The sequence below is a fragment of the Brasilonema angustatum genome, assembly GCF_059505445.1.
The window spans coordinates 26,521-39,620 of the sequence record NZ_JCACKO010000157.1 but is presented as its reverse complement, the minus strand read 5'-3'; the positions used below and the strand labels follow the sequence as shown (position 1 = coordinate 39,620).

At 45.3% G+C, this 13,100-nt stretch carries 10 protein-coding genes; all 10 read right to left on the bottom strand.

What is annotated here, in order from left to right:
- Window positions 1–33: 33 nt before the first annotated feature.
- The 10 genes from AC5JM2_RS35270 to AC5JM2_RS35225 all read right to left on the bottom strand — a co-directional run bounded on the left by AC5JM2_RS35270 (window position 34) and on the right by AC5JM2_RS35225 (window position 13,054).
- Complete coding sequence (locus tag AC5JM2_RS35270; RefSeq protein ID WP_495840886.1) at window positions 34–1,776, bottom strand: type IV secretory system conjugative DNA transfer family protein; 1,743 nt, start codon at window positions 1,774–1,776, stop codon at window positions 34–36.
- Window positions 1,777–1,971: 195 nt separating this feature from the next.
- On the bottom strand, window positions 1,972–2,535 hold the full coding sequence (locus AC5JM2_RS35265; protein WP_495840768.1) for a histidine kinase: 564 nt from the start codon (window positions 2,533–2,535) through the stop codon (window positions 1,972–1,974).
- 8 nt (window positions 2,536–2,543) lie between these two features.
- Window positions 2,544–4,406, bottom strand: a complete 1,863-nt coding sequence (locus AC5JM2_RS35260) for a hypothetical protein (RefSeq protein ID WP_495840766.1) — start codon at window positions 4,404–4,406, stop codon at window positions 2,544–2,546.
- A complete protein-coding gene (locus AC5JM2_RS35255) occupies window positions 4,403–5,227 on the bottom strand; it encodes a hypothetical protein (protein ID WP_495840764.1) in 825 nt (274 codons plus the stop codon). The genes AC5JM2_RS35260 and AC5JM2_RS35255 overlap by 4 nt, the downstream gene beginning before the upstream one ends.
- A 42-nt stretch (window positions 5,228–5,269) precedes the next feature.
- Window positions 5,270–7,213: a TrbI/VirB10 family protein gene (locus AC5JM2_RS35250; protein WP_495840762.1), complete on the bottom strand. Its 1,944-nt coding sequence runs from the start codon at window positions 7,211–7,213 to the stop codon at window positions 5,270–5,272.
- A complete protein-coding gene (locus AC5JM2_RS35245; RefSeq protein ID WP_495840760.1) occupies window positions 7,213–7,989 on the bottom strand; it encodes a hypothetical protein in 777 nt (258 codons plus the stop codon). The genes AC5JM2_RS35250 and AC5JM2_RS35245 overlap by 1 nt, the downstream gene beginning before the upstream one ends.
- A gap of 104 nt (window positions 7,990–8,093) precedes the next feature.
- Entirely contained in the window at window positions 8,094–9,113 is a 1,020-nt protein-coding gene (locus tag AC5JM2_RS35240) for a hypothetical protein (RefSeq protein WP_495840758.1), read from the bottom strand.
- 21 nt (window positions 9,114–9,134) lie between these two features.
- Window positions 9,135–9,860 carry a hypothetical protein gene (locus AC5JM2_RS35235; RefSeq protein WP_495840756.1) on the bottom strand — a complete coding sequence of 242 codons (726 nt, stop codon included), beginning with the start codon at window positions 9,858–9,860 and terminating at the stop codon, window positions 9,135–9,137.
- A gap of 138 nt (window positions 9,861–9,998) precedes the next feature.
- Window positions 9,999–12,740: a putative type IV secretion/conjugal transfer ATPase gene (locus AC5JM2_RS35230; protein ID WP_495840754.1), complete on the bottom strand. Its 2,742-nt coding sequence runs from the start codon at window positions 12,738–12,740 to the stop codon at window positions 9,999–10,001.
- On the bottom strand, window positions 12,737–13,054 hold the full coding sequence (locus AC5JM2_RS35225; RefSeq protein WP_495840752.1) for a hypothetical protein: 318 nt from the start codon (window positions 13,052–13,054) through the stop codon (window positions 12,737–12,739). The genes AC5JM2_RS35230 and AC5JM2_RS35225 overlap by 4 nt, the downstream gene beginning before the upstream one ends.
- Window positions 13,055–13,100: the final 46 nt, after the last annotated feature.

Sequence of the window (13,100 nt, the reverse complement as noted above, 5' to 3'; positions counted from 1 at the left end):
TAATGCAAATACTAAAGCTGCTGTTATCAAGTTTTAAAAAACACCTGCTAATTCTTCCGCTGTTACCTCTAGAGGCTGGGTTGGTATCGGAAATAATTCTTCAGCCAATGCCAATCGCTCGCTGAATTGACGAGAGCGTTCTGCATCGGTGACAATACCTCCAGAGTTTTGAGCAACGAGTCGTAAGCGAATCACATCCCACTTACTCTCTGCCCAGTTCATTTCCTCAATGTCGGCTTTTGGAACTTTCACCGCTTGCAACAACGGTATGTAAGCTTCATTGGCACGAGTATAAGCTGGGTTGATAATGACAGCACGACCAGTTCCCAACTTCGCAAACTCCGCCGCCTCGAACAAATGCCGCTTTTGGTTTTGCTCTGCAAGTGAAGTAGACACCCCACCCTTACCCGTACTCCGAGACTTGGATTTAAAGTTAACCTCCATCTCACCTAAGTAGTCTGAGAATAATTTGGCACTCTCCGGGTCTTGCGGGTTAAATATAAACTTCGTCGCCGTACCTCCCAAAATTGCCCGCGCTAACTCTTTGCCGTAGGCTTTCTCCAACTGTGAAATGTTTTGGTAGCCCAAAATCCCCACAAATCCGTCTTCTCGGTTCTCGTTGAGCCAATTTACTAACGCTGGCAAATACAGGGTGGGTAATTCATCCAGTGACACCACCAGAGGGTCTTTACGAGGCACGGTGCGCGACACATTGCGCGATACTATCATGTGCAAGATTGCTGCTAAGAGTGGTCCTACGATATCGCGGTTATTCCGGTCTAGCCCAAATACAATCAGCTGCTTGCCATCCAAGTCTAAAGGGAGGGTTGTCTTGCCGCAGAATGCTCCAACAAAATCGCGTTTGAGGAAGCGCTGAAACATCCGTTGGGCAGTACCGATAATGGACGCAGCAGTTTTTTCCGAATCTTTTACACTGATTAGTTGAGAAAGCGGGCGAGTGGTCCACACCTTCAGCTTAGACTTTGATGCAGCTTCTAAGCGAGCTGGCAACTTCGGTAAGCTGAGAATGGCTTGGGCTGTCATCAAGTCGCAGTATTTGTCATCTCCGGTGAGGGTGGCGATCGCTTTCGTTACCAGCAAAATACCTTCCACAAGGGAATCGCCTGCTTCCTCAAAGAACTTGTCGCCACCACCGTCTGCGCCACCTTTGTTAAAATTTTTAGATACCACCTGCGCTAATTGAGCAGCCGAAATTGCATCCTCTTCGTCTTTAATTAAGTCCAGGGGATTGCATACTTCTGACTCTGGAAATCCCGGCGCAAATACGCGCACCGTATAGCCTCGCTTCATTGCATAGGCAACGGCTCGTTTTGTTTGGGCAGGATATTTAAAGTCGTACAAACACACGGGAAAACCCTGGTCAAAGGCACTTCTGATTAAGGGGTCAATGACGCTGAAAGTCTTACCCGAACCTGCTGCACCGATAGCAGCAATTCCTCTTTGGGCATCAGGGACGTACAGTGTAGGGCAAGCACTGAGTGAGGGCAATGCTTTAGTCCACCAGGTAGGAAAAGGGGTTTTAAGCAACCCTTGAGAACGCCACTCTGACTCCAACTTTGAGCGCATTTGTTGAGGTATACCTACATACAGCGCTACGTTGTTGCGAGTCGTCTTTTTCATCTGCTTTTTAGCTTTCTTTAAAGCAGCCGTTCGTTCTTTTGCACCACCCCAGTAACTCGTAGCAATCTTGCCTTTCTTTCTGGCACTGCTCATGGCAGAAAAAACACCTACCACTACCAAACTGCTTAGCAACATTAATCCAGACTGGGTTTTGAGCACGCTTTTTAAGTGGTCGGTAATGCGAGATAAAGATTGTGAAGATGTTGGGGCGATGGCAACATATTGATATTTTGATGTGCTATTCATAACGTCATTAATTTTAATTGAAACTCTGTTTCATTAGACCTCTCCATAAATTAAGCATTATCCCTGACAGATCAGGGTTTGAGATTAGTTTTCGGAGATGTTTCTTGGAGTTAGCTCCTCATAAACACGTACAAAAGCTGTGCCTTGATAGCAATATTGGGTACGCGATACCATCAGAGGGGTTGTCGTTGTCTGCGTGATAACCAAACAAGAAAAACCATTGCGCACCACGTCATCTACCTTAAACAATGCTTCTCCTTTAGGCAATTTGGGGTTAGCGATCGCATTTAGCAACAGGCTACCTGACTCCTGGTAAACCGCATATAAGCAACCACCAGCGCCGCACAACTGCGGCGACTGAAAGTCAAAGATGTATAATGCTCCTTTGCCCTGATTGGGAATTTGCAAAACTTTCACCTTATTCGCATCGACACCACCAGTTGAGTTCTGAATGATAGTCTTTTGAATAAGTGATGCGGGTACAATATCTTGAGCTGCTTTCCAAGTAAGCGCTATGTCACGATTCCTTGATGAAGTCACCCTAACGAACAAGGCAGGAACCACAAACAAACCCACACACGCCAACGCCAGTAGTACTCGATGGTATGGGGATTTAACAAGGGGAAAACGATTGATTATTGACTGCATAATTGCTCCTAACTGCATCCCATAAGTTGCATCGCACCCTGATAGGATGCAGCCGCCTTTTCGCCGTAACCCTTAACACTGAGCTTGCCTTGAATGTCGCTCATCCCGCCATCAATGGATATTGCAGAGCCTCCAAAGTGCATCTGTGCGGCTCGTTGAACTAATCGCTCTCCAGTAAAGGGTTGTCCCGTCGTTGGGTCAATTTCAGAAGCAGCAAGATCAAGCAAAGTAGTAGCATCCTTTGCAAACAACTCCTCCTGGTCACTGGGAGAGATATACTGCACCATTTCTTCACCCGTTACCAATTCACCCTTCTCCACACGAGCTAAAAATTCTGCACCACCATTTTTGGAGGTGATGATACTTCGCACATCTGGGCGGTAGGACATAAATTGCATTGTACCGAGTCCCCGACCACAATTACCAAAGGAGTCGCACACGTAGTTACCCACCGAATCATAGTTTCCCTCGATGCTTGATAAAGCAGCACTCAAAGCATTGATATTTGTACCCGATGAATGAAGCTTCTTACAATCTCCTTTAATTGCTGGCAGTAAATTAGATAACTTATTCACCGATGCATTAGTGGAATTTTTAAACCTAAATCCACTACTCTTCAACCCTGTAGGCGTGGAAACTGAACTTTCATCACCTCCGGTTATTAACCCTAAAAAGATGGGTTCTTTTTCTTTATAAGTCATAAAGGGAACGGGACCAATGAAATAGGGTGTACACCCCAAATCAACAAACTGGTTACGCATACAAACCCTGAAAAACAAAGCTTGGCTCATGATGCCATCCACTTCCGAAACATCCCACACCACAACCTTAAAAGCAGAACCAAAAGGATGACGACCTGTAGGTTCTTTGCCGCTATTAACTGAACCGAGAAACCCTTTACCACCATTCACCAATTGATACTTACCACTGACCCATGCTTTACCCAAAACATTCGCCCCACCAGATAATTCGACGTGAGCGCAATCTTTATGACATGGGACAGCAAAGCCTTCTTTATGGCTGCCTGAAATAGTGTATTCGCGTTGCTGTTCGTCTGTTCCAAAAGCAATATCCACCTTGCCAACTGTTCCTCCAACAGCATTAATGGGGTTGGGAAATTCATTGAATGGCACTTTATTCAATCCAGGGATATTTGAAATTTTTACTCCTTGCCAATCTTTAAAGGCAGCAATGGGGGTTTGTTCTAAACCTGGAATTGCATCAAGTCCATAACTATCCATTGGTAGAGACTTAAACTCTAAGTTTTGTAAATGGGGAGATTGCTTTAGTAATTGACCAATATTAATTGCAGGGTCAACCGGGCTTATTAATTGAGATTTTAGCAGGTCAAATACAGGTGTAATATCGGCGATTGGTACTTTATTAAGTGATGGAATTGCCTTAACTAAACTGCCTAAATTTTGCAATTTTATCACTCCAAAACTATCTAACTTTACTTTACTTAAATCCAATCCAGTCAGACTGGAAATCTCACTCAAGCTAAAATTTTGAAGCTTGAAACTGTCTTGGAAGTCTCCTAACATCATGTACTGATCTGGGGTTTGACCAACACTCCAGGTGCGTGAGGGGTCGTAGCCCAGTTGGTCTTGCACTCCTTCTGGAGCAATGAAACTGCCATTCTCACTAATTCCTGGCATTTCATTAAAAGTAATGTTTACCCAATTTGGTAATTTTGCGCCGTTCCAAGTAGTGGTGGGAATAGAATCTAAAAGAGTTGGTTGACTTTTACTGTTGAGAATGGGTACAGTATTTGGTTGAGATAGGACGTTTTCTGGTATTATCCCAATCAAAACAAGGATTGAAATCGGTAGACAAAGACCAATTGCATTAAGAAATTTTAAACGTTTCATCTTAACAGAATATCTGTTCTTTGTACTGAGGTATTGTTAACAGTTGAATTAAGGTTAGAGTTAGAGATATTACCGAATTCTTGCAACTTCGCTACCAGCTGCAGAGAAATTCCACTTGTTTGTGCTGCTTGTGAAAGTGGTTCACCTAAACGTACCTTTCCCAAAAAACTAACAATGCGATTCCACAGCACCGAGTTCTCATTGATTAAACGTCGGTTTAAAGCAACCATTAGCCCACGACGGATCTGATGAAAATCTCCTTGGGCATCAATCACTGAAGGTAATGGCGTTGGTGTTGATGGTGAGGATGCAGCGTCTGGGAAAACTTCGACCGTATGGACGTGATTTCTTGCAGAAGCGGTGTTAGCCACGACGACTCGAAACAAGTACACCCTGCGCCCATCTGAACCGTTAGTAATTACCGTGAGCAGTGAGCTATTTGTCTTGCGTAAACCTGGAATATTCATAGGTTTTATCGAGCGCAGGTGTAGCACGCTTGCTCCTTCTTGTTCGCACTCACGCCCTAACCCCTCAAGACAACCTTCAACATCAAGTGAGGCGATGGCTGGATTATCAAACCACACCTTCTGCACTGTTTCTCCAGTGGGGATGAAAGATAAGTTAACGCCATACCCCGGCAATAATTCAATCGTGGTTAGCTTTTCACCTGTTTGACCCGTTGCTACCGATACCGATACCCGCCGCACCATTCCCGGTTCTTGAGTGTCAGCTGCCATAGACACCAGATCAGCAGTGCCTCCAGCAATTAGAATAGTGAAAATAAAAGCGCCAAAAGTAAATCGTCTAAAGGAATTTTTCATAAGCCTCTCGCTCCTTTTTGTACGTACATACACAGAGGTTATTTACAATTCAAATGATTGGTTAACCACAATTTGAACATCAGTACCTGCGCGGATGAACCAAACATCTTCTCGCTTGGTAATCTCTGCCAGCGCTGCCTGATTACGAGCTAATATCTCCTGTGTCAGTGGAGTAAACCCACCTTCCAACACTGCACCCAACAAGTTAGATTTGTTACCTTTAATTGAAGTTGTGCTGGTAGAGCCGCCAATTCCCACACTCGCAAAAGAGGACGTTTCATCAGGTTCATTTAGGACTTTACCGACTTTGGCAAGGGAACCAAAGACAAACGCCGTAGCATCTCTAGAAGCAATCTCCGCGCCTTTATCGCCGTAACGAGATGCTATGAGGGGATTACCACCTTTTCCAGTAATAGCGATCGCGCCCTTTGGCAGGACATACTCTCGACCATCCACCACCAGGCGGGTTGCTTGCACAGTTGTATAACCCGATTGATGAACACCTTGCACGGTGCAAACAATCTCGCTACCAGCTGGGAAAATTTCGTACCCTTCATCGTCAACGATAGGTTGGGTTAAACGCACCACGAAATTTTCTTCTCCTTGACTGCGTCCATCGGATTTAGTTTGAGTAGTACCAGGGTTAGCCCACACCATTGGGGTAGCGATTTTACCTATTGCAGTCATCCCCACTCTTAACTGCTGCACCGTCGTTCTTTCATCTAATATTTGAGATTCTGAATCATTTATTGCGGTCATTCCTACTCTTAACTGCTGCACCGTCGTTCTTTTATCTAATATTTGAGATTCCGAATCATTTATTGCGGTCATCCCCACTCTTAACTGCTGCACAGGGTTACCAGTCAAAATGTTTTTTTCTAGATTTGGATCTGGAAGCAATGGGGGAGCAGAGGGACTTTGAGGAGCAACTACATCCCTAGCACCCTCACTAGCGAACACCACAGGCGTTGCTTTAGGCGCAACGACAACAAGTTCCTGGGGGAACGACTGTGCATTTGATGCAGAGGGAAGTTCACTTTGTGGTCGTGTTGCAGTTGCAAGGCTTGTCTGCAACTGCTTCTTACCAGTACCGTAACTCCCTAAGCGGCTCATCGCCACCCACTGTTCTAATAGCCCTTCGGGCATATGCTTCGCAAACGGGTCAGCTTGTTGCACATTTGGAGATTTTTTACTTGAAGTTATAGATAGCTCATTGTTAAAAGCAGAACGAACTGGTTTCAAGGCAACGTTTTCCACTGGAGGAAGCAACCGGCGAACTGGAAAACTACGCTCTGATACATCATGTGAAGGTGGGTTACGAGGGGGTATGAATTGAACTGCTGGATCTGGACGTTGGAGGTGCGGAGTTGGACTGGGTTTGTTGATAGGGATAGTGCGTTTGGGCAGTGTCTCCTTCGGAGACTCGTTTATTGTAGACTTCGGTGACTTTGCAGCCTCCACCGCTTTAATTTGTTCCGCTTGCTTGCCTAGAGCAAGTTGTGCCTTTAGTTTCCCAGTTTCTGCTTTCTCTTCTTTTTTCTCTAGTGCAACAATTTCAGGTTTCGGCGTAGTCTTCACCATTTCTGGCGCAGCCTTCGGTTTTCCCTTCATCACTGTGTTGAGAAAAAACGCAGCCGTGACAAACACTACCCCCAAACCCAAACCCACCGTGCCAAACTTGGCAAAAGGATTACCCGCCAAAGTAGGCTGTGTTTTACCTGCATGAGGATCATCAAATAACTCAGATTGAGTGATGACGTTAGTGTTCGCATTCGCTGTTTGAGTTTGTAGGGACTGCGCTACTTCAGCAGTAACGACTGTCGAACCAGGATTACTATCGTCGTCGTGAAAATCCAATAACTTGGCAAGTGTCCCTTCATCCCAATCAATTTCGGACTCCGCATCACTTTCGCTGAATCTACGCCAAACCTCATCATCCAATTCAGATTCATCAATTTTGACTGCACCATTCAGTTGTTCACTCATTACAAATTCTCCTCACTTGTATCCCGAATCGCATAAATTTCTAACCCAGAACTTCGCACTCCATAAATTACTGCTGTCAATCCCGTCATTTGCACTGGTGGATCGGGAGCTTCAACTGCCTGGACAAAAATTTCTTTATTGAATGGGATAATTTCACCTAAATTATTTCTCCGGTCAAACACAGTTAAATTTGCAACCATTTTGACCTTCCACTTGCCTTCAGCAATTTTTACAGGGGGTTGAATCGAAAGGGGCGTTAACACCATTTGAGTTGTACCTTTGAACACCCCTTGAGGAGTCGTATCAGCAAGCAGTTTCAAGAATTCTTTCCTAAAGTCTTCGGATAAAGCGGCAGAAGCTTGCCACGCAGCAGTCGTAACTTTACTTCGTCCATTTCCTACGGCACGGATATCAACACCTGAATCTATCTTGGGTTCACGCGCTTCTTCTGGTGTAGTCGCTGGCAAGCTTCCACTCGCATTCATCATTAAGATCATAGTGTCATTTATAAAACGCGTCACGACTTGAGGAGTGCGCTCCCGACTTCCTAAGGGAATTGCTTTGATTGATTTACCGTCTTGTAATTGCACTAATGAGGGAGGTTCTTTTTTACTCAGCGTGGAGTACGCACCATACAACAACACCAACAGAAAAAAGGTGAGAAGGTGCAAAGCGAATGTCCCTAATGCAAATAAAGCTAAAGCATCAGGTGTAGAAAATTTGAGTTGGTGTCTGTTGAGAAATTTTAACCGTTTTTGAGTAGCTGAGTCCGTCATACATTGTTATTTATTAAGAGATTAATAGACCTCTCCAGAAATTCAACTTTAGTCCAGACAGTGCAAGAGTTTGAGATGAATTTTCACCAGATGTCTAATATTCATCAATTCTTGCTTATGAAGAGATTAGACAATCCGAATGTAGCAACTCTAGACAAGCTGTTAAGAACCGCCATTCCTCCACCAGCAGCTAAAGCTAAGGATAAAATCGGGGCGATTAGTCCAGTGGCGAAGGCGAAAATGAGCGGGTCATTTGCTTCAGCATTTAATACAAGTGTTGCGACTAAACCGCAAATAATATTGAAACAAAGCTTGACCATACCTACACTAAAAAAGCCCGTTAGCCACGCAAATATTGCTTTTTGACCAACGGGCAGCAATGACCCACCTATTGCTAAGGGACCGAGTAAACCCGTGAGCAATAATGAAATTTCAGTCAGCCATTGAAAGGCGATGCTAAAAGCAATTAACCAGCCTCTTACCGCCAGCTGAAGAGGGTTTGTACTGAAAAATTCAGTCAGCCCAAAGTCAGGAAACCACCCACCTTTTTTCTCACCATTGGTTTGATCTGCAATTTCTTGCGCTTGATCTGCGGCATTTTTCAGACATTCCGTTTGTTGTTGGGGATCTGCGATCGCATTACACTGAGTCATCAAGCCACGCACGGCACTTTCGGCACCACTCTGCTGCATCACCTGTTGATACGCTTCTTGCAACCGAATTGAACTGGAGGTGGAAGTTAGCAAGGTTTGATTCGTTTGGTTAATCATTTCCCTAAGTCCTCTGGTACATTCAGCTAGAACAGTCGCGTTGTTGGCTAAGAGGACAATCACAATGATGGGCCAGATAAGTTCAGTGAAAGGTTTGGAATTGTCACCATCCACCATGTCTTTCGTCCACTGCACGATAAACACAAGCAAGGTGCCAATGGCAAAAAACATCCCTAGTCGTGCGATCGCAGCATATAAACCACTACTGAGTACGTCATCCCAAAGTCCATCCATTGCAGATGCAATAGCAACGCTAGCAGCAGCGCCATCTTCCGTAATCTTGGAAACCGCTTCACCAACTTTTTGAGTTTGGGCAAGAATTAATCTAGTAGACAGCAGTGCAAAGTACATCATGGCGGCGCACTCCTCTTTTCCTCAAAACAACCACGCTCTCGCAGCAGTGCGATAATTCTCAAAACCTTGACCCACTGTTTCGCGGACTTTGGCTTGATTTTGACCGTCAACAGCACGAGAAATATTGGTTAGATTGGTGTTTGCCAAATCTTGGGATTGTTGCAGCCGCAAGCCATCCGCCCGCATCGCTCCTAAAATTGCAGCAGTTTGGGCGTTCTGAGCAGCAATTTGCTTCATGACATTCTGCGTCACCACTTCTCCTTGAGCAGCTTGAGCGTGTACCACGACTTGTTGAATTGAACTTTGTGTTTTCTCCACTTGCTCTTTGGTACGCTGCTGACCTACCTTGCCAAGTGTCGCATCAGCCACAGCACGAGTAATCTGGCGGTCTACCTCGTTTGTCGCTCGTTCAGCACCATTGATGGGCGTAGTGGAACCTGCTGCAATCTTTTCCACTTCTTTCCTCGTCTGGGTAGGGTCGGGTAAACCCAATGCGCCCATCGCCTCATTAATCGCAGCTTGCAAATCTCCTCCTAAAGATTTAGTAAGAGGTTCAAGTTTGTCAGAAAGAATTGAGGATACATAAGCATTCCAAGAGTTCAATTGCTGTTGCAATGGTTCAAAAACTTTTGCTAGAGGGCTATCCCCAATGAGTGGTAATTCTACTGCACCAGCTTGCGCCAGTCCAATTACAGAGATAGCAATCGTACCTAAACCTCCAGCAATCATCTGTTTAACTTTCTTCATAAATCAGTCCTGTTCATCGTTGTTTAGCTTTCTTCATAAATCAGTCCTGTTCATCGTTGTTTAACTTTCTTCATAAATCAGTCCTGTTCATCGTTGTTTAACTTTCTTCATAAATCAGTCCTATTCACCGTTCAAAAATTACCTCGTTGCGTTGGCAACAAGTTGTTTAGAAAACTCAGTTAAGCCAACAAACTTATCGCAGTGTTGCTGCATTGCTGCTGTGCGTTGTGCTTGTTCGTCCGGATTATTCGCTACAGCTGCCAACAAATTAAAGGCGGGATAATACCGACAAAAAGTGAATATACCGTTGTCGTCCAGAAGCCACTGGGAGTAGAAACCTGACTTTTTGGGAAAAAAACTCTCAGTCGCATTGCAATCGATAATCTCTCTAGGGTACTTGAGAATTTGCACGAAACTATCAACTGCCGAGGGTTGAATGCGACCGATGAGGCGAGTCGTTAAGTTTTGAAAAATCTTTGCCCCACTTGGAGAAGCTGCAATGGTGTTAGGGTCTTGTGCTGATAAAATGACTCGTATCCCAGCTTTAGCACCGTTGGCACATAGTCTGCCGACAAGCGCTGCAATCGAATCGTATTCAAAAAGGATTGGACTTTCATCAATAAAAAATATACTTGCTGGGACAGCTAGCGCCCGACGGAGCGCTGCACTGTACGCACTCAAACTCAAGATTGCGGCATCTTCATCATTGGATAGGTTACGCAGTGCAAAAATAAGTAACCTGGCATCGCTGTTAAAAGTTGAGGGTTGGGAAATTGCCTTGCCCACTCGCGAAGAGAGCCAGAAGCGCAAGCGCAACTTCACTTGCTCTAAGCTAGCAATAGTCGCTGCGGTAAGTGGTTCAAGTCTGAGTCGTTCATAAGAGCAATAGCTCAAGAAGTCTGTGAGGGTAGGCATATTCTGCCATTCTGGTGAGCCAAAGCCACAAGTGAATGCTGCGGCGTAGCGATCGCGTATTTGGTCGTCACTGAAGAATGCTTTAATTGCCAATGCCAGGATTGACCGCACTGTATCGGTCATCATCCTTTCTTGCAGTCCCGACTCCCCACGTTTGGAGCCGACAACCATTGCCAATAGTGCAGTCTGCAAGAAATCTTTATAATCTTCAAAGCGTTCTTGCTGTAATTTCGGATCTAGGCGTGCAAGGTTTGGTAGCTCAAACAAGTTTGAACTTTCCCGTCCAATGTCGAAGTAAGCGCCATCACTACCCAGAAATTGGGTATAGTCTGTAAACGTGCTACTACCATCAGGTTTCGGATAATCCATTGCCACAACGGGCATTCCATGAGCTAGTGCATAAGTGAGAATCCCCGCTGCTGCTACCGATTTTCCACTCCGAGTCGTGCCGAATAATCCCAAATTCTTGTGCTGGGTGTAGAGATTGAGAAATGTAGGTGTCCCGCCTTCTGAGGCAATGAGTTCAAAACCCGTATTGTCACCGCTTTTGGTGCGTACTAGAGGCATCAGTCCGGGTACTTCAGGACTGAGGTAAACCAGCCGTCGATTATAGGGAACTGCCATTAGGCGTTCCCAGGTAATTGGGAAAGTCTGTAACCACACTCGCCACTGGTATTCAATCTCCCGCACTACCCAGGCAGGACGCAAAAAACAAGATTGCAGATAGCGACAAGCTTCATCCAGTTGTTCCCTGGTAGAGCGATACACCAAAAATACAACAGATGTGTGGATGGGAACTGCTCCCTCGTACAATTCCTCCTGAGCGGCAACACTTTTCTTAATGTTGAGCATTGCCTTGACATCAATCGAGTTCCCCTGCGCTGCAATCTGGGATGCCGTTTGCGATTGTTTGGTAAGGCGCTGCATGTTAGTTTTAACGAGTGTCTCGTTCGCTCGCGTTAACTGTGCGTAAATCTCGGTGTCATAAATCCGCTCTCTGCTGATAACTTCCCAGAGGTAACGCAACTGACGTTCTTTGTCTGTCCAACCACCAGGCTTATCCGCAAAAGTGAGCGCTCCAATGTACTTCCCTTTGATGTGTACCCAACGCCTGTCAGCAACGGGAATTGATGACTCGCTCTCCATCAGCAAAGAGGTAGGATGAACTTCTGAGTATACCTCCTCACGCAACCCATCTTCATCTAGAACCAGCAGTTGGGGGACTGGGCGTGGTGGCGTGTCATTGAACCGCTGCCAAAGAATTGCCCAAAGTTCCTCAGCCGTTAAGGGGCGGATATCCAAGCCCATTTTGTTCGTGAGTAACTGTTCCCACAGCTGATAGCCATCGGTAAAAGATGTGTACAGTAGGTGTTCAATTTGGGTAAATTGAATTTCGTCGAGTTCGCCGATAAAAGACTTCCAAGTACGTTCGAGCTTGGTGATGAGCTTTTCTATTGCGTCGGTTGTACCCTGAGTTTCCGGCTCTAGTGTGTAGGAGCAGTAAAGCCTCAATTGTTTGGGTTTGCGAATGCCTTGAAGCGTTAATTGTTTTACGCGCAAGCGATCGCCCATCAGAAGATATTGCAATTCTTTGTTAGGTGATTGTTTTATGAGTTCTTTCAACTGTTTTTGGCGTACAGCGTCGTCAGTGAAGGAACTTAAATGAATGGTGAGGCGCTCAAATTGTGGTAAATCTTTTAGCCCCGACTCGATAGCATCAAAAACGGGGTCAATCTGGTCGCTCTGCAAGGTTGAATGAATTCCTCGGCACTCAAACCCAAAGTGAATTAGGTAGTTATTAACGCCTTTGCGAAGTACATATGCACCTACCAAACGTCCTTGCAGTTTAATTTGCAGCATCGACACCAAACTAAAGGCATCTTCTAAAGGAGTAAGCCGTACTTTGCGCTCTCCGTTGTCAACTATTCGCTTACCTTGTTTGTTGGGTTGGCGAGTCGTGCTCATGAGGATTTGCGTCTCCTTGATTTAGATGGAGAAATATAAATTCGTTGGTAAGGTACTCGTACTCGTGTCCAATTGGGGGTAATAATAAACTTGGATAAAATGCGCCAATGTCCATTTGCGGTTAGTACCCACCAAGTAGAAATTAACCAGATCGCGATCGCACCCGTCCAAATCCAATTGAGTCGGAACAAGCCGTGACACAAGTAGTAAGAAATCCCTGCAATGATTGCCCACGGTACAAGTTGGTCGGCGGGAAACGGTCCAATATTGGGTTGCTTTCCTAGAGTGCTATTGACGGGGCGTGAGCGTGACATAGTAATTTTGATTGAAGTTCAGTCATGGTGGTTGATGATCAGAGTT